General features: G+C 39.3%; 13 protein-coding genes and 1 other annotated feature. Of the genes, 6 read left to right on the forward strand and 7 right to left on the reverse strand.

Annotated elements, in window-relative coordinates; genetic code table 11:
• Nucleotides 1–57: 57 nt before the first annotated feature.
• The gene (locus COJ96_RS14535; RefSeq protein WP_098574518.1) at nucleotides 58–1,488 is read right to left on the reverse strand and encodes a sensor domain-containing diguanylate cyclase; all 1,431 of its coding nucleotides are present in this window, start codon (nucleotides 1,486–1,488) and stop codon (nucleotides 58–60) included.
• A gap of 380 nt (nucleotides 1,489–1,868) precedes the next feature.
• Between COJ96_RS14535 and rpsD the strand changes: the two genes are divergently transcribed.
• Nucleotides 1,869–2,471, forward strand: a complete 603-nt coding sequence (gene rpsD, locus COJ96_RS14540; protein ID WP_026563299.1) for a 30S ribosomal protein S4 — start codon at nucleotides 1,869–1,871, stop codon at nucleotides 2,469–2,471.
• A 109-nt stretch (nucleotides 2,472–2,580) separates the two neighbouring features.
• Here rpsD and COJ96_RS14545 read toward each other — a convergent pair whose 3' ends face one another.
• Together COJ96_RS14545 and COJ96_RS14550 are read right to left on the reverse strand one after the other, a co-directional pair.
• Nucleotides 2,581–3,507 carry a response regulator gene (locus tag COJ96_RS14545; protein WP_098574520.1) on the reverse strand — a complete coding sequence of 309 codons (927 nt, stop codon included), beginning with the start codon at nucleotides 3,505–3,507 and terminating at the stop codon, nucleotides 2,581–2,583.
• Nucleotides 3,508–3,513: 6 nt separating this feature from the next.
• The gene (locus COJ96_RS14550; RefSeq protein ID WP_257148525.1) at nucleotides 3,514–4,743 is read right to left on the reverse strand and encodes a sensor histidine kinase; all 1,230 of its coding nucleotides are present in this window, start codon (nucleotides 4,741–4,743) and stop codon (nucleotides 3,514–3,516) included.
• Nucleotides 4,744–4,950: 207 nt separating this feature from the next.
• Between COJ96_RS14550 and COJ96_RS14555 the strand changes: the two genes are divergently transcribed.
• On the forward strand, nucleotides 4,951–6,198 hold the full coding sequence (locus COJ96_RS14555) for a cation:dicarboxylate symporter family transporter (RefSeq protein ID WP_098574524.1): 1,248 nt from the start codon (nucleotides 4,951–4,953) through the stop codon (nucleotides 6,196–6,198).
• Between the two features lie 117 nt (nucleotides 6,199–6,315).
• Here the strand turns inward: COJ96_RS14555 and tyrS are convergent, their stop codons facing one another.
• A complete protein-coding gene (gene tyrS, locus COJ96_RS14560; RefSeq protein ID WP_098574526.1) occupies nucleotides 6,316–7,569 on the reverse strand; it encodes a tyrosine--tRNA ligase in 1,254 nt (417 codons plus the stop codon).
• Between the two features lie 47 nt (nucleotides 7,570–7,616).
• Nucleotides 7,617–7,841: a binding site (T-box leader), on the reverse strand.
• Between the two features lie 144 nt (nucleotides 7,842–7,985).
• On the opposite strand from tyrS, the gene COJ96_RS14565 reads away from it, so the two are divergent.
• The gene (locus COJ96_RS14565) at nucleotides 7,986–10,835 is read left to right on the forward strand and encodes a transglycosylase domain-containing protein (protein ID WP_098574528.1); all 2,850 of its coding nucleotides are present in this window, start codon (nucleotides 7,986–7,988) and stop codon (nucleotides 10,833–10,835) included.
• A 67-nt stretch (nucleotides 10,836–10,902) separates the two neighbouring features.
• Here COJ96_RS14565 and acsA read toward each other — a convergent pair whose 3' ends face one another.
• Nucleotides 10,903–12,621 carry an acetate--CoA ligase gene (acsA, locus tag COJ96_RS14570; protein ID WP_098574530.1) on the reverse strand — a complete coding sequence of 573 codons (1,719 nt, stop codon included), beginning with the start codon at nucleotides 12,619–12,621 and terminating at the stop codon, nucleotides 10,903–10,905.
• A 224-nt stretch (nucleotides 12,622–12,845) separates the two neighbouring features.
• On the opposite strand from acsA, the gene COJ96_RS14575 reads away from it, so the two are divergent.
• Genes COJ96_RS14575 through COJ96_RS14585 form a run of 3 tightly spaced genes read left to right on the forward strand, consistent with a single transcriptional unit; the run spans nucleotide 12,846 to nucleotide 15,331 of the window.
• Nucleotides 12,846–13,478 (forward strand): GNAT family N-acetyltransferase, encoded by a 633-nt coding sequence (locus tag COJ96_RS14575; RefSeq protein ID WP_098574532.1) that lies wholly within the window; start codon nucleotides 12,846–12,848, stop codon nucleotides 13,476–13,478.
• 36 nt (nucleotides 13,479–13,514) lie between these two features.
• Nucleotides 13,515–14,162 carry an acetoin utilization AcuB family protein gene (locus tag COJ96_RS14580; protein WP_098574535.1) on the forward strand — a complete coding sequence of 216 codons (648 nt, stop codon included), beginning with the start codon at nucleotides 13,515–13,517 and terminating at the stop codon, nucleotides 14,160–14,162.
• On the forward strand, nucleotides 14,159–15,331 hold the full coding sequence (locus tag COJ96_RS14585) for an acetoin utilization protein AcuC (protein ID WP_098574538.1): 1,173 nt from the start codon (nucleotides 14,159–14,161) through the stop codon (nucleotides 15,329–15,331). Before COJ96_RS14580 ends, COJ96_RS14585 begins: the two co-directional genes overlap by 4 nt.
• A 40-nt stretch (nucleotides 15,332–15,371) precedes the next feature.
• On the opposite strand, the gene ccpA is transcribed toward COJ96_RS14585, so the two are convergent.
• Together ccpA and COJ96_RS14595 are read right to left on the reverse strand one after the other, a co-directional pair.
• Entirely contained in the window at nucleotides 15,372–16,370 is a 999-nt protein-coding gene (gene ccpA / locus COJ96_RS14590) for a catabolite control protein A (RefSeq protein ID WP_026563283.1), read from the reverse strand.
• A gap of 246 nt (nucleotides 16,371–16,616) precedes the next feature.
• A complete protein-coding gene (locus COJ96_RS14595) occupies nucleotides 16,617–17,696 on the reverse strand; it encodes a bifunctional 3-deoxy-7-phosphoheptulonate synthase/chorismate mutase (RefSeq protein WP_098574541.1) in 1,080 nt (359 codons plus the stop codon).
• Nucleotides 17,697–17,699: the final 3 nt, after the last annotated feature.

Raw genomic sequence — 17,699 nt, forward strand, 5'->3', positions numbered from 1 at the left:
TATAATATGTCAGTTTGATAAATATCGTTAGGGCACTCTTCATATGAGTGCCCTCTCCTAACAAACTCTAATACTTTGCTTTTGAATGACAACCTTGTTCTTTCCTGTCCCCTTTGCAATATACAGTGCTTCATCTGCCCTTTTAAATAGGTAACTGTAGGCATCATCCTGCTCCTTATTCCAATAAGAAACACCACAAGACACCGTAATATGCGGCACAGAGGATTCAGCAATTTTTTTTACTAATCTTTCAGCTACAGCCGCTCCTTTGTCTAATGGAACTCCCGGAAGATAAAGAGCCAACTCTTCCCCACCCCAGCGGGCACCGATATCTTCTCCACGAATATTGTTTTTTATCAATTTTGCAACCTGTACTAGAACTTGATCTCCCACCTGATGGCCATATGTATCATTTATTTCTTTAAAATTGTCAATATCGAGCAGGATAAAAGTACCTTCTCCGGACTCTTTCATTGACCCCTGAATCCTCTCATCTAAAAATTTACGTGAATAGAGCTTTGTTAGATGATCGGTAATAATCATATGCTCCAACTCTTCTCTGAGCATGGAATTGGTTAGTGCAAGCGATGAATGATGAATAAGAGACTGAAGGAGTTTAAATGTATCAAAAGAAAAGAAATAGGGCTTTTGATGCATTACAATGGAAAAACCTTTTAATTTTTCGCTATGAATCATTGGTACTGCAAGAATCGAATGATATCTTGGTGTATTTTTTATGTTTTGGAGGTTGAAATCTCCAATAAATAAAGGATTTTTTTCTCTTTCAATTTTTCCCTTTAAATAATCAATATAAAATTTGGCTTGTGGTGTGTAAAAGTAAGGAGTTGAACCTGGGAGTATTTTTACCTTAGCATGTTCGTTAGTGAATAAGAAAAATCCAACTTCTTGTGCATCAATGGATGAAATGATTTTTTCTGACATATACGTCATTGTATCAACTAATCGCAAGTTAGAATTTAAGCAATGCGAAGTTTCGTTGATGAATTGCAAATTGGCGATTTCCTGCCTTGATTGTTGATAAAGATAGGCATTTTCCAAGGAACAACCCGCCGCACTCGCAAGTAAACAAATAAATTCCACCTCAAACTCATCGAATTCATCCGCGGCTGCTGACACTACCTGTAAGACACCATAGGTTACTTGTTTTCCTTTGAGGGGGGCATAAATAATCGCATGGTCACCAGTTGCAGAATACTCAAATTGAAGTTCTCCTGATCCATATGCTTTAATAGCTGCAATATTTTCACTATCATATTCAAGTTCAATAATCGGAAGTTCATTATGACTATATGTATCCTGTGAAAGTAATAGGGAAAAGGAGGAGTCAGGATATAATTCTTTCAAAATAACACATAATTCACCTAAAAGGTTCTCTACATCTAAAGATGAATGTAGTGTTTCTGTAATCTCTATTAATTGTTTGTATCTTTTTATTTGCCACTGTAAATCACACTCGAGAATATCCATTTAGGTTTCACCCGATCTAATTCCAGATATATACATAGTCTCTTAATTATAGTTAATGTTCAGACATTTTGGCGATATTAATTTGTATAAATTATTAACTTTTATTAAAATAATGTTTCTTACAAAATTCGTTTGTACTTATTCTTTAAAAATATTCTTGACTTTAGAGGAATAAAAATTATATAATACTTTTTGTGTAAAATATTGCAGCCTATTGTGTTCACTTTGAATAGTCTCATTTTATTCCTCATATTTAAATGATGGTGTATCTCGTAACCCTTAGCTGCAAGGGCGAAGGTGCATGAAAATAAAATGGCTGTCAAAGAGTCTCATAACGGTTTTTATTTTACCAAAATAAAAACACGAAGGAGGAGTCATTCATGGCTCGTTATACTGGCTCTAGCTGGAAAATTTCCCGTCGTCTTGGAATCTCTCTAAGCGGCACAGGTAAAGAATTAGAAAAGCGTCCTTACGCTCCTGGACAACATGGTCCAAACCAACGCAAAAAGCTTTCTGAATACGGATTACAATTACAAGAGAAGCAAAAGCTTCGTCATATGTATGGCGTAACTGAGCGTCAATTCCGTAATCTTTTTGATAAAGCTGGCAAATTAGCTGGTATCCACGGTGAAAACTTCATGGTTCTTCTTGAATCACGTCTTGACAACGTTGTATACCGTTTAGGTTTAGCACGTACTCGTCGTGGAGCACGTCAATTAGTTAACCACGGCCACATCTTAGTTAATGGTTCACGCGTTGATATCCCATCATTCCGCGTAACTCCTGGTCAAACAATCAGTGTTCGTGAAAAATCACGTAACCTTGATGTGATCAAAGAAGCAATCGAAGTAAACAACTTCGTTCCTGACTTCTTAACTTTTGATGCTGACAAATTAGAAGGTACTTTCACTCGCTTACCTGAGCGTTCTGAATTACCTGCTGAAATTAACGAAGCTCTTATCGTTGAATTCTACTCACGTTAATTGATTTGCTTATTAAACAGCAATCACAAAAACCCTAGAAGCGTTATATTAACGCTTCTAGGGTTTTTTATTTTTGCTTCGCTTAGTAGAGTATTCGAAATGAGAGAATCTACCTATGTGATAGTCTGCCTTTTGTCTCCATTAATAAAGCATAGAGGAATTTTTTGATATCGATTCGGGTAGTTGCTGTGTGGTTTTTTCCTTCCAGTTCGAGCATCTTCATTCTTACTTGGGTGTAGTCGAACAATTTGGATGAGTAGTACTCAAATGTTGGGTTGGCATAATCGGTTAATCCTAGTGAAGCAAGATGCTCGAGCACCTGTTGGAGAATTCGGCGGATCCGTTGTTCCACAGCCTTGGCTTCTTTTCTAATTTCCTCCGGAGAGACGGACGAACCAAGCCGCTTTTTGGCCGCTCGCTCATAAAGATCCTTCATAGGCGGGAGCTCCCGACTTCCCTCCATGTCCATTTGATGTAAAATTTCTAGAAGATCCAACAAATCCTTTTCACCGTTTTTGCCAACAATTCCAAGTTCAAGCAAGATGCTTTTGGCAGAGGACGGAAACATGGGTTGTTTACTTGGGAGGTCGTTCTCAATCTGCCGTTTTTTTGTATTATGCGTAGTTAAAAAGCTTAATGACTTTTGAATGTTATGAAGTGATTTTTCCAGTAAAAGATAGTCACTCACTTTCTTAATGACACTTACCACCTCAAGTCGGTTTATCGGCTTGGTGATATAATGCACTACACCTAGGGAATACGCTTCACTAATCATATCCTTCGTTTCGACTTGGGAGATCATGATGATTTTTCCCCGAAAGGAGGGAGCAATTTCTCTGACTGTCTCAATCCCGTCCCTAATGGGCATGAGAAGGTCAATCATTAATATATCAATTTCCTGTATATCGAGGGTATGTGCATCTACTTCAGACCCGTCAGCCGCCTCCCCCACAACCGTACCCAATATCTCTTCTTCAATAATATTGGATAACATCCCTCTGATAGTTGGGGTATCATCGACAATAAAAAATTTCACTGTATATCACCCCTTTTTCATTAAATTCACAACCGGAAGCTGGACTTCAAAGGTGGTTCCTTTTTCTTTTGAAGACTCAATCAAGTTAATTTTACCCTCAAGATCTTCAATGACATTTTTTGTGTAGGATAAACCAATTCCATTAGAAGCGATTCCTGCCTGGTCAAATTTCGTCGTAAAGCCAGGTTCAAAAATATACACTTTGTTCTTATTTGAAATCCCGTTTCCATTATCCTTTATAGTTATTTTGACTAGGTCTTGAACCTTTTCAGACGTTACCACAATCTGCCCCTCCTGATCGATGGCTTCCACAGCATTGGCGACAAGATTATTGATTAGGGAAAGGAGGATAAAAGTGCGGTACTCCGGATGGTCACCGGAAATTCTTACTTGGAAATCAATCGTTTTCCCAAGCAACTCACTATAATTTTTATTCGAGATAGTTGCAACAGAAATGATTTCCTGAATGTTCATAAAATCATCCAATTTTTCTTTGGTCATTAATTTGGACAAACCGGCATATATACGTTGATTATCTTTTTTAATCTCGTGTAATTCTCCGGCGATTTTCAACATCGCTTGTGCTTGATTCTGATTGTTTAGAGCTTTTAAATCACGATAAATTGCATAGCAGGCACTGGTTAAATTCTCCGCATCTTTCGCGGATTTTTCCAATTGAAACATTTCTACGTACAAATTTGAGACTAATAGTAAAACCTCTTCGGCCCTCTTTTTTTGCTGCTCTTCAGCCAACCTAGTTTCCCGCACTAAGATAGTATTGAAAAAACCGAGGACAAAGAAGCTGCGGATAATTGCTACCCCTATAATAATCAAGAAACTCGAGGTTGTCATTTTCATATCGGTTGTAAAATGACGAATGGTCATTTCGGTAACATTCCCCATAATTTCGAGCACCATGCCAAGCAGACCAATGAGAAGAGGCTGATGATACAATTTCTTTACCTTAAAAATATGGAAAAACATGCCGAACACCATGTAATAAAAAAACACAGGACAATGGATAGGGAAATCGAATGAGCCAGCCTGTACCTTGTCCAGAATAATCCGAAAGCAAACAACTGCACTTCCCGTTAAAAAGCCGGCTAAAACAGGATGGATTTTTCGTGACCATAACAAAATGAAGAAGAATACAGTTGTACTCATGCTGAATCTTAAATCAGCTCCACTTAAGGGGTAAAACTTCAATTCTCCAGTAATGGGCACAGCAATAATCATAAATAAATACGCTAATAATTTATCGCGAATACAATTACTCCCTTTCTATCGTAAAAAAAATATTATAAATTGTAAAAATATTTTTATCCAATTTGTAGGTTTTTGTAGTTTATCGTAGTACTACAAGTATGATGTTAACGTTGGAAACGTTTACAGAATATACCCTACTCTAATACTATCAAAAAACTTACGATGGGAGAGAAGTGAATGAAAAAAATTAGTTTAGCATGGCAAATTTTTATTGGTTTAATTCTTGGGATTATTGTGGGTGCCATTTTTTTCGGAAATCCACATATTGAGGAATTCTTACAGCCGATTGGAAACATCTTTTTGCGATTAATTAAAATGATTGTCGTGCCGATTGTTATTTCATGCCTTGTTGTCGGTGTGGCTGGTACGGGAGATATGAAATCGTTAGGGAAGCTCGGGGGAAAAACACTCCTTTATTTTGAAATTATTACAACGATCGCAATCGTTGTTGGGTTATTAATCGCCAATGTTTTCCATCCAGGTACAGGCGTGGACCGTTCACAACTCGTTAAATCAGACATCAGCTCCTATGTAACGACTGAAAAAGCGACGGAATCACACTCCAAAATTGATACACTCGTGAACATCGTACCGACTAATGTGGTGCAGGCGTTCGCAAATGGGGACATGCTGGCTATTATTTTCTTCTCTGTAATGTTTGGACTTGGCGTTGCGGCAATTGGTGAAAAAGGTAAGCCGATTATCGCGTTTTTTAGGGGTACTGCTGATGCGATGTTCTATGTAACCAATCAGATTATGAAGATTGCTCCATTTGGGGTGTTTGCCTTAATTGGGGTTACAGTTTCGAAATTTGGGTTGGAATCATTAATACCGCTCGGAAAATTGGTAATGACCGTTTATGGAGCAATGATATTCTTTATTATTGTGGTCCTTGGCATTGTCGCAAAAATAGCCGGCTATAATATTTTTAAGCTATTAGCTTACTTAAAAGACGAATTAATTTTAGGGTATTCCACCGCAAGTTCGGAAACCGTCCTTCCGAAAATCATGGAAAAAATGGAGCGAATCGGCTGTCCGAAAGGGATTACTTCATTCGTGATTCCGACTGGCTATTCCTTTAATCTCGATGGTTCAACCTTGTATCAGGCAATTGCAGCACTGTTCATCGCACAAATGTATGGTATTCATATGAGCATTGGACATCAGATTACATTGGTCCTTATTTTAATGATTACCTCGAAAGGGATTGCGGGTGTCCCTGGTGTTTCAATTGTCGTCCTGCTTTCCACCTTAGGAAGTGTTGGTGTTCCTGTCGAGGGCTTGGCGTTTATTTTAGGCGTAGACAGGCTGCTGGACATGGCCCGTACATGTGTAAACATTGTTGGTAACTCACTAGCTGCTATAGTTATAACTAAATGGGAAGGTCATGAAGTTAAAGAACACATCGAAGAACAGGCTGCCTAAGCTGTCATATGGGAACAGGCACAACTAGTGAATATAGCTGGTTGTGCCTGTTTGGTTTTTTGCAAGGATTCTGTTCCAGCCCAAAAAAAGGGCTTTGAACCCAAAGCCCTTCTCCTATTAGTATTTGATTAATGTGTACTTCTTCTTACCTCTTCTAACAATTGTAAATTGTCCTTCGATCCGATCGGTTTCTGCTAATACATAAGCGGTATCTGTGATTTTTTCGCCATTAACTGTGACGGCACCATTTGAAATGTCTTCCCGTGCTTGACGCTTGGATGGAGAAATTTTCGCCGCAACTAAAAGGTCGACCAAATTCTCCTCATTTTGTGAAGTATATGCTGGTACATCTTTAAAACCCTGCGCAATTTCCGTCGCTGAAAGACTGCTTACATCCCCACTAAATAATGCCTGAGAAATTTTGATTGCCTGCTGTAAGGAATCTTCTCCGTGGATCAAACGAGTCATTTCTTCTGCTAATACCTTTTGGGCCTTACGAAGATGAGGCTCTTCCTGAACAGCACTTTCTAATTGTTCAATTTCCTCGTGCGAAAGGAATGTGAAAATCTTTAAGTATTTAACAACATCGGCATCTGCGGTATTAATCCAGAACTGGTAGAACTCGTATGGCGTTGTTTTTTCAGGATCTAACCAAATCGCACCGCTTTCCGTTTTCCCAAACTTAGTACCGTCTGCTTTGGTCACAAGCGGAATCGTTAACCCATATGCCTTCGAGCCTTCTGGTTGAACTTTACGGATTAATTCCAACCCTGTAGTGATATTCCCCCACTGGTCACTTCCTCCGATTTGCAATTTACAGTTATGGTTCTCATACAAATGAAGGAAATCCATCGCTTGTAAAATGGTGTATGTGAATTCAGTGAATGAAATTCCTGTCTCAAGGCGATTGGCAATAGTGTCTTTTGCAAGCATATAATTCACGCCGATATGTTTACCAATATCACGCAAGAATGTAACGACATCCATAGAGCCTGCCCAATCATAGTTATTAACCATAATAGCCCCATTTTCGCCTGCAAATTCGAAAATAGATTCAAGCTGCTTCTTAATTCCCGCTACGTTATCTTGAACTGTTTCAAGAGTTTGCAGCTTTCGTTCTTCGCTTTTTCCACTTGGGTCACCAATTAATCCTGTTGCTCCGCCAACTAAGACAATCGGACGGTGTCCATGCTGTTGAAATCTTCTTAATGTTAAAAACGGCAGTAAATGGCCGATGTGCATACTATCAGCGGTTGGGTCGACACCACAATACAAAGAAATTGGCTCCTTACTTAAGGTATCCTTTAACCCCTCTTCATCCGTTTGCTGGTAAATAATCCCTCTCCAAGTCAAATCTTGTAATAAATCCATAAATATTCCCTCCAATAATGTAAAAAAATAAAAACGCCCCTGCAAAATGCAGGGACGTAAATTTACGCGGTACCACCCAGCTTGAGGAATAGGAACATTCCTCCAACTCATAAAATTAACGGTTTAGACCGTTCTCCACTACTGTCAATCAATCTTCACAGAGAAAGCTCAAGGACGTAATTCATTCTTCTATATGTATCAGCTTGCACCACCGCTGACTCTCTACAAACAGGGATAGAAGAACTACAGTTGGTTCCCTTCATAGCTTTTTATTAAATTAATGTATAGCTTTTTTTACCATAATTATAGTTACTTGTCAAACACAACTGGAAATTTCAGATAATGTAGAACTTTGTCAGTTTTTATACCTTTGATATGCTATAATGTATGTGATTTTAGATGAGGTGATACTATAGATGGTTGAAAAATTACAAGCATGGCTCGAAAAATCAAAATCCGTACTGAACATATTTACCCATAGAAAAACGGTTAAAAGTGCAAGAATCACATATCAAGTCGTTTGGAATCTGTTTCTCCTTGTACTAACAGTAGTAATTCTGGGTGGATCATTTGCAACAGGTGTCGGTGCTGGTTATTTTGCCTCACTTGTTAAAGATGAACCTGTCCGATCCTATGACAGCATGAAAAAGGACATTTATAACTACACGGAAACATCTGAGTTATATTTTGCTGATAATAAATATCTTGGAAAACTCCGTACAGATTTAGAACGAGAAGAAGTAAAGCTAGAAGATGTATCCGATTATTTGGTGAACGCAGTTGTTGCGACTGAAGACGAATACTTCTACAAACATAAAGGTGTCGTACCAAAAGCCGTATTTCGGGCAGTCTTCCAAGAAGTGACAAACTCCGCGGTACAATCCGGCGGTAGTACCTTAACACAGCAATTAATTAAAAATCAAATTTTAACCAATGAAGTTTCATTTCAAAGAAAAGCGAGTGAAATATTACTTGCCCTTCGTTTAGAGAAATTTTTTGATAAAAAGGAAATTTTGGAAGCTTATCTAAACGTGTCTACGTTAGGAAGAAACTCGTCAGGACGAAATATTGCTGGTGTCCAAGCAGCGGCAAAAGGAATCTTTGGTAAAAAGGCAAGTGATTTAACACTACCACAAGCAGCCTTCATTGCAGGATTGCCTCAAAGCCCATTCGGATATACGCCTTTCACAAGAGAAGGGACGATAAAAGAACCAAAATATCTTGAACCAGGTCTTACAAGGATGCAAACGGTCCTAAAAAGAATGTTTGATGGTGGCTATATCACCCAAAAGCAGTATACAGAGGCCTCTGCCTATGATATTAAGAAGGATTTTATCAAACCTGTCGCAAATCCACTCGAAAAATATCCTTGGCTAACAGTCGAAATTGAAAAGCGTTCCACTGAAGTTTTAACTACCGTCTTAGCAAAAAATGATGGGATTTCAGAAAAAGAGTTAAAGAACGATGATAATCTCGCTTATAAATATCAAATTTTAGCTAGAAATGCTTTGCGTCAAAATGGATACAAGATTCATTCGACGATTGACAAAAAAATCTATGATGCTATGCAGAAGGTAAAGGATAATTATCAATATTACGGACCTGATAAACCTCAAGAAAAAAAGGATCCAGAAACTGGAGAGGTCAAAACGGTTATGGAACCTGCTGAGGTGGGAGCAGAGCTGATTGAAAACAAAACTGGAAAAATTATCAGTTTTGTGGCTGGAAGGAATTATGATGATCAACAGCTTAATCACGCAACCAATGCCATTAGACAAAACGGCTCCACAATGAAACCGCTTCTAGTGTATGCACCTGCGATTGAGTTAGGAAAAGCAGCTCCAGGCACACCGCTGCCTAACGTAGCATTAGCTTTAGCGCCCGGCAGAAGTGATCCATGGCCGCAAAACTATGACTATCGCTATAGCGGATTGGTTTCAGCACGATATGCTCTGGCGAAATCTTATAACGTTCCTGCTGTTAAACTATACAAGAGTATAGTGGAGCAGCGTCCTGCCAAGTATCTTGAAAAAATGGGATTTACCTCTTTACGAAAAGACGATTATACAAATCTAGCTACCTCGATTGGCTCGATGACAAATGGGGTAACAATTGAAGAAAATACCAATGCATTCAGCACCTTCGCTAACAATGGTAAATTTATTGATGCTTATATGATTGATAAAATTGTTGATAAAAATGGCAAGGTTATCTATCAGCATCAGGTAACACCCGTTAAAGTCTTTAAACCGCAAACAGCTTATTTAACCCTCGATATGATGCGAGACGTTGTTAAAATGGGAACGGCAGCAGGTGTTAGAAGCCAATTAAACTTTAGCAGCGACTGGGCAGGGAAAACAGGAACAGGAAATCAATATATTGACTCCTGGTTTGTTGCTTCAAACCCTAATGTCACCTTTGGTCTTTGGAGAGGATATGATACACCAAAATCGCTTCAGACATCTGGAATGTCTTATAGTGCACGGACCAATAACTTATGGGCAAAGTTAATGAACGCTGCCTATAAAATTAGGCCAGATTTAATTGATCCGGACAAGTCATTTAAAATGCCAAAAGGAATCGTGAAACGCTCCTATTGTGCTGTTTCAGGAATGCTTCCTTCTAAAGCTTGTTCAAAAGCAGGTTTAATCGAAAGTGATTACTTTAATGTCAATAATGTACCTACAAAAGTAGACGATAGCTTAATTGAAGCAAACTATGTCACTGTAGGTGACAAAAAATATTTAGCCTTAGACTCTACACCAAAAGAGTTTTCCCAATTTGGTCTCGTCTTAAATCCTGATTTTATTAAGCGGATTGTTGGAAGTAACTTCCACAATTATAGTCAACTGATTCCACAGAAGGATCGTTGGGGAAAAATTCTTGTTTCAACCGCAAGAATGTACGATAACGGAAAAACTCCTGCTAGTGTTAGCGTAAACGCAAAAGGAAATACCATATCATGGTCAGCCTCAGGGGATAAAGATGTTGTTGGTTACCGCATCTATCAAGGTGGGGCAAGTGCTAAAAAAGTAGGAAGTGTAGTCAATGGCTCTAAGCGGTCATTTAAAGTGGGGACCGGATCTTTCTATGTAACAGCAGTTGATATTGCCGGCAGGGAGTCTGCTCCATCGAATTTAGTCGATGCAGGAGTGATTATACCAACGGAACCAACGAACCCCGTTGTACCGAATGACCCAAACGTTCCAGCTCAGCCGAATCAACCGACTAATCCGACTAATCCGACTAATCCACCAACGCCGTAAATAATTAAAACGCACCGACTGCAATGTGTCGGTGCGTTTTATTATTTTCCTATTGTTCAGCTGGTTTTTAATCTTCCATCGTAGAAAGGTCACCAGTTGGAAGGTTTAGTTCCCATGCCTTTAGAACCCGTCTCATGATCTTACCGCTTCTTGTTTTTGGCAGTTTATCACGGAAGTCAATTTCACGTGGAGCAGCGTGAGCGGCTAGTCCTTTTTTGACAAACTGACGGATATCTTCTTTTAGTTCGTCTGTAGCTGAGTAGCCGTCCCGTAGTGCTATAAACGCCTTAATGATTTCCCCGCGAACTGGGTCTGGTTTACCGATGACACCAGCTTCTGCAACAGCAGGATGCTCAACAAGCTTGCTTTCTACTTCAAACGGTCCAACACGCTCCCCTGAAGTCATAATGACATCATCCACACGTCCTTGGAACCAGAAATAGCCATCCTCGTCCATATAAGCTGAATCGCCTGAAACATACCAATCACCTGGCATAAAGTAAGATTCATATTTCTCAGGGTTATTCCAAATTGTATGCATCATAGAAGGCCAGCCCTTTTTAATCGCAAGGTTCCCCATCCGGTATGGAGGCAGTTCGTTTCCTTGATTATCAACAATCGCTGCTTCCACACCTGGAATTGGTTTCCCCATGGAACCAGGCTTAATTTCCATACAAGGATAATTACTAATCAGCTGCGCACCAGTTTCTGTCATCCACCAGTTATCATGAATGCGCTTGTTGAATACTTTTACTCCCCATTTAACTACCTCTGGGTTTAAAGGCTCTCCAACACTCAGGACGTGGCGGAGGCTGCTTAAGTTGAATTTCTTCACCAACTCATCACCTGCACCCATTAACATCCGGAACGCCGTTGGTGCACTGTACCAGACCGTTACTCCAAAGTCTTCAATCATTTGATACCAAGCTTCTGGACTAAACCGCCCTCCTACAATCACATTTGATGTTCCTGTAAGCCATGGTCCAAAGATTCCGTATGTTGTCCCTGTTACCCAGCCTGGGTCAGCTGTACACCAGTATACGTCGTCTTCTTTTAAATCGAGCACCCATTTTGCTGTCTGATAATGCTGAATCATGGCATTATGTACATGCAGTACGCCCTTTGGTTTCCCAGTAGACCCGGATGTATAATGCAGGATGAGACCATCGGTTCTGTCTACCCATTCAATTTGAAGATCTTTACTTGCAGATTCAAATTTTTTCAGAAAGTCAATGTATGGTCCTTGTTCATCTACATTCCCACCAATAAGGAAAATAGACTTAAGAGCTGGCAGCTCTTGAACAGGTACACGTTCCAACAGTTCAGGGGTGGTAACTAAAACCTTCGCCTCACTATCTTGCAAGCGGTCCCTGACAGCCCCTTCCATAAAAGCTTCAAATAATGGACCAACAATTGCCCCAAGTTTGATGGCACCTAATACCGTAAAATAAAGTTCAGGAGAGCGCGGCATAAAAATAAAGACACGGTCGCCTTTATCAACATCCCCGAATGTTTTTAACACATTGCCCGCTTTGTTTGATAGTTCTTTCATTTCCTTAAAAGTATACTTTTCATTTCTTGAACCATCTCGATAATATAGGGCTACTTTATTTTTCCGGAAGGTTTTCGCGTGACGGTCGATGGCCTCATAAGCCATGTTGACAAGACCTGTTTCACTCCATGTAAATTCCCCTTCCGTTTCTTTCCAATCAAAATCCCTATACTTTTCTTGATAATTTACTAGATTATGATCCCCTTGTACGACTGGTAACGCTTCCACTTTCATTCAATCTCCCCCTTTGAACTTATTTTAAAATTACTATAGTACAAATATATACTATTCGCAATTTTTTAAAAAGTAAATTATATACATTTTTTATTTTTACTTACTAAATGCCTAGAAAAATATTATTTTTATCTTACAGAAAATTTTGTGAAGTTACTTATCATTGATAGATTTTATGTATAATAGAATTAATATTGATGGATTTTCCCAAGGTAGGTGATCGTATGGAACACAAAAAGACATACAATGCCAAACAATTAAAAACACCCCATGGTTCTATAATTATTGAAGGACCCATTAATGCAGATAAACTGGCAGGATTTGATTTCCATGAAGACCTCATTGCATTCCGCCAGCCCCCGCAGCAGCATCAGGCCTTAATTGGAATAGCAAACCTTCCAGAAGGCAGAATTATTATTGCCAGACATCAAAATACTATTGTCGGCTATGTGACCTTCCTATACCCTGATCCGCTTGAACGATGGTCAGAAGGCAAAATTGAAAATTTAATTGAACTAGGCGCAATCGAAGTCATTCCAAAATATAGGGGCTGTTCTGTGGGTAAAAATCTTCTTATCGTCGGCATGATGGATGATGCGATGGAAGATTACCTCATTATCACGACAGAGTATTATTGGCACTGGGATTTAAAATGTACCAAATTGAATGTGTGGGAGTACCGGAAAATTATGGAGAAAATGATGAATGCAGGTGGTCTTGAATGGTATGCAACCGATGATCCTGAAATTTGCTCGCACCCTGCCAACTGTCTCATGGCACGGATGGGGAAAAGAATCGATCAAGAAACCATCCAAAAATTTGACCGCCTCAGATTTATGAACCGGTTTATGTACTAACTCAATGTTAAATGCTTAAGAAAGGAGGATGTTCAAATGATAATAGAACAAATTATGAAAACAGATGTCGCCACACTCCTTCCGACAGATACCATTGCAGACGCCATTCAATTAATGGAATCAAGAAAAATACGCCATATCCCTATTATCAACCATGAAAAACATTTAGTGGGCCTTGTAACAGTGGCAAAAATCCATGAAGCAACTCCATCTATTTTCCATGCGAATGAGCATCCAGAAGATATAAAAAAACCACTTAACTCAATTATGGAACGAAACGTTATTACCGGTCATCCCTTAGATTTTGTAGAGGAAGTAGCTGGCGTTTTTTATGAACATAAAATCAGTTGTCTTCCTATCATCAATAATGGGGAATTAGTCGGAATCGTGACTGAAACCGATTTACTTTGGACAATGGTGGAATTAACGGGTGCCCATCAGCCAGGTTCTCAAATTGAAATCAAGGTTCCTAATCTTGCCGGTAAACTTAGTGAAATAACCACTGTGATTAAGCAACGGAATGCAAATATTCTGAGTGTCCTCGTTTACCCTGATAAGTTGGATGATCAGTTTAAAATACTTGTGATTAGAGTACAGACAATGAATCCCACTTTATTAATTCAAGATCTTAAACAGGCTGGTTTTCACGTACTTTGGCCTAATCTGCCGGGGATTTCACTATGAGTGATAAGTGTTCCTTCGTATTTTCAGATGAGCTTCTGAAATACAAATTCAGTAATCAACATCCTTTTGACCAATTCCGGCTTAAATTAACAGTGGACTTATTAGAAAAGATGAATGCGCTTCATTCAGAAAATGTCATCCCGCCAAGAATAGCCTCTGATGAAGAGCTAGCCTTAATTCACGACATAAATTACATAGAAGCAGTAAAAAAAGCAGGCAATGGTCTATTATCTCCAGGAATAGCCGAAAACTATGGACTTGGTACAGAAGATACCCCTATATTCCCTAACATGCATGAAGCGAGCGCTTTACTTGTTGGAGGGACATTAACAGCCGTCGATCAAGTTATGACTGGAAAGGCTCTGCATGCTCTCCATTTAGGCGGAGGGCTGCATCATGGATTCAGGGGAAAAGCGTCTGGGTTTTGCGTGTATAATGACAGTTCGGTCGCCATCAAATATTTACAGGAAAAATATAATGCTCGTGTTTTATACGTGGATACTGACGCTCATCATGGAGATGGGGTTCAATGGTCCTTCTACGATGATCCCAAGGTATGCACACTGTCCATCCATGAGACAGGAAGATATTTATTCCCTGGCACTGGCAATGTAAATGAACGCGGTCAAGGGATGGGCTATGGTTACTCATTTAACATACCCGTTGATGCTTTTACCGAAGATGAATCTTGGCTTTACGCCTATACACATGCCCTTAGAGAAGTAGCTGATTTTTTTAGACCCGATGTGATTCTTACCCAAAACGGCGCAGATTCTCACTATTTGGACCCATTAACACATCTATCTTCAACCATGAAAACCTATCGGGAAATACCTAGACTAGCCCATGAAATCGCCCATCAATATTGTAACGGAAAATGGATTGCTGTTGGCGGCGGTGGCTATGATATTTGGCGTGTCGTTCCAAGAGCCTGGGCTATAATTTGGCATGAGATGACTGAAAACTCAAACTGTTATGGCCGTTTACCTCAAGAATGGATAGATACTTGGCAAAAAGAATCTCCAGTGGCATTACCAAAGGAATGGGATGACCCAGAAAATTTATATACCCCCATCCCGAGAAAAGCAGAGATTACCGAAAAGAATTTATTAACACTCGAAAAAGCTCTTTACCCAATTAGAAGCCAACAAAAAAGTGAGTCGATATAAAAAGATGGGTTGACCAAGTTTGGTCAACCCATCTTTACAATTATTTTGTTGAACGACGGTGTTCAATCCGGTGTGGAAGAACTACAATTTGATCTGATACCTTTTCTTTGTTCATCAATTTGGTTAAAAGTCGCATCGCAACTGCTCCAATATCATATAACGGCTGAACGATGGTTGTTAATTGCGGACGCACCATCAGTGACAGCCTTGTATTATCAGATGTGATAACCTCAAAATCCTCAGGAATTTTATAACCTTTGTCCTCTGCACCATGCACAACGCCAAGTGCCATTTCATCAGATCCAACCAAGATCGCCGTAGGTCTAGCTGAGATTTCCAGTAGTCTTTCGATTGCTTCAATCCCAGAGTCGTAGGTATAATCACCTTCAACGATAAGCTCCTCATTATAAGCAATGCCAGCTTCTTGTAATGCCCTTTGGTACCCTCTAAGTTTCTTGATTGTATTCTTAGGTTCATGAAGTGGACCCACGACAAAAGCAATATTCTTATGACCTTTTTCAATAAATTCCTTGATGGAGTCATATACCGCTTCCTCATAATCAATATTTACGGAAGGTATTGTGTTGGATTCTTCAATTGAACCCGCAAGCACAATTGGTACAGGTGATTTTTCAAATTCTTCGACATGGTCTGCTGTGATATTGCCACCCATGAATACTAGCCCGTCCACTTGTTTGCCAAGCATTGTATTAAGCAAATGTAATTCCTTGTCTTTGTTTTGATCTGAATTGCTTAAAATAATGTTGTACTTATACATTGTGGCAATATCTTCGATCCCACGAGCTAATTCTGCAAAAAAGATATTTGAGATATCGGGAATAATTACCCCGACAGTGGTTGTTTTTTTACTAGCCAATCCCCTTGCTACAGCATTCGGACGATAGCCTAGTCTTTCAATCACTTCTAACACTTTTTTCCGTGTTACTGGTTTAACGTTCGGATTTCCGTTTACTACACGGGATACCGTAGCCATCGAAACATTTGCTTCTCTTGCGACATCATAAATTGTTATATTCACCTAATACACACTCTCCTAAAACGATCATTGTTTTCATTATTTTACAACAGGTTGTATAAACTTAATCATTTGTTTTTTGTTTTTGTTTGTGAGAACGTAAACAATCTTTAATATGTATTTAATCATACGATAAGAAGGGAAAAGCCGCAATTGCATTTGTCAACATTTTTTGCAAAAATACTAAATAATATCAAAAAAACCTCCTGCAATGAAGAAGCAGAAGGTTTTTATTACTATTTCTTACAATTAAACCCGAACATAGTTGGATGCGAGAAGTTCGTTATAGAATTTATCAAACTGATTAAGATCCATTTGCTGCTTTTGATCGGAAAGCGCCACGGCCGGGTCTGGATGTACCTCAGCCATCACACCATCTGCACCAATTGCAATAGCAGCTTTTGCACACGGTAATAAAAGGTCTCTTCTGCCAGTAGAATGAGTTACGTCAACCATGACAGGTAAATGTGTTTCTTGTTTTAAAATTGGTACCGCTGAAATATCAAGAGTGTTTCTTGTGGCGCGCTCATAAGTCCTTATGCCTCGTTCACAAAGAATGATTTGGCTATTCCCCTGTGAGGCAATGTACTCGGCCGCATTAATAAATTCTTCGATTGTCGCCGCAATCCCTCTTTTTAACAATACAGGTTTATTTACAGAACCCGCTGCTTTTAACAATTCAAAGTTCTGCATATTACGTGCCCCAATTTGGATGACATCAATATAATCAATCGCCATTTCAATATCGGCAGGGCTGACAATTTCACTGATTACAGCCATATCAAATTCCTTAGCGACCCGTTTTAGGATTTTTAAGCCTTCTACCCCCAACCCTTGGAAATCGTAAGGAGAAGTTCTTGGTTTATAAGCGCCGCCTCGAAGAAGCTTTAAGCCTTTTTCTTGCATCGATTTCGCTACTGTTGCCACTTGTTCATATGATTCGACTGCACACGGACCAAATACGAAGTGTGGCTTGCCATCGCCAATCTTTTCACCTTTTAATGTTACAATGGTATCTTCAGGCTGTTTTTTTCTAGAAACAAGCAATGCCTTACTATGGTCATCCTGTTGGAGGTCAAGACCTGCTTTAAAAATCTCTTTAAAAATATGATCAATTGTTGAATTTTCAAAAGGACCATCATTATGCTCTTTAATAATATCAAGCATCTTTCTTTCACGGACTGGATCATAACGGTACACACCTTGGTTTTCTTTCACTCGGCCGATATCCTGAACCAGCTGTGCCCTTTCATTAATTAATCTTAACAATTCTAAGTTTAGCTCATCGACCCGTGCCCTCAATTGTTCTAATTCGATTTTTTTGCCCATCCT

Origin of the sequence: Bacillus sp. AFS073361, assembly GCF_002567005.1 — a bacterium.
Classification (GTDB): Bacteria; Bacillota; Bacilli; order Bacillales; family Cytobacillaceae; genus Neobacillus.

Excerpts from the sequence above, each read along its gene's own strand:
- COJ96_RS14535 (WP_098574518.1), bottom strand. The coding sequence starts at position 1,488 with ATGGATATTCTCGAGTGTGATTTACAGTGGCAAATAAAAAGATACAAA.
- rpsD (WP_026563299.1), top strand. The coding sequence starts at position 1,869 with ATGGCTCGTTATACTGGCTCTAGCTGGAAAATTTCCCGTCGTCTTGGA.
- COJ96_RS14550 (WP_257148525.1), bottom strand. The coding sequence starts at position 4,743 with ATGATTATTGCTGTGCCCATTACTGGAGAATTGAAGTTTTACCCCTTA.
- COJ96_RS14555 (WP_098574524.1), top strand. The coding sequence starts at position 4,951 with ATGAAAAAAATTAGTTTAGCATGGCAAATTTTTATTGGTTTAATTCTT.
- tyrS (WP_098574526.1), bottom strand. The coding sequence starts at position 7,569 with ATGGATTTATTACAAGATTTGACTTGGAGAGGGATTATTTACCAGCAA.
- COJ96_RS14565 (WP_098574528.1), top strand. The coding sequence starts at position 7,986 with ATGGTTGAAAAATTACAAGCATGGCTCGAAAAATCAAAATCCGTACTG.
- acsA (WP_098574530.1), bottom strand. The coding sequence starts at position 12,621 with ATGAAAGTGGAAGCGTTACCAGTCGTACAAGGGGATCATAATCTAGTA.
- COJ96_RS14575 (WP_098574532.1), top strand. The coding sequence starts at position 12,846 with ATGGAACACAAAAAGACATACAATGCCAAACAATTAAAAACACCCCAT.
- COJ96_RS14580 (WP_098574535.1), top strand. The coding sequence starts at position 13,515 with ATGATAATAGAACAAATTATGAAAACAGATGTCGCCACACTCCTTCCG.
- COJ96_RS14585 (WP_098574538.1), top strand. The coding sequence starts at position 14,159 with ATGAGTGATAAGTGTTCCTTCGTATTTTCAGATGAGCTTCTGAAATAC.
- COJ96_RS14595 (WP_098574541.1), bottom strand. The coding sequence starts at position 17,696 with ATGGGCAAAAAAATCGAATTAGAACAATTGAGGGCACGGGTCGATGAG.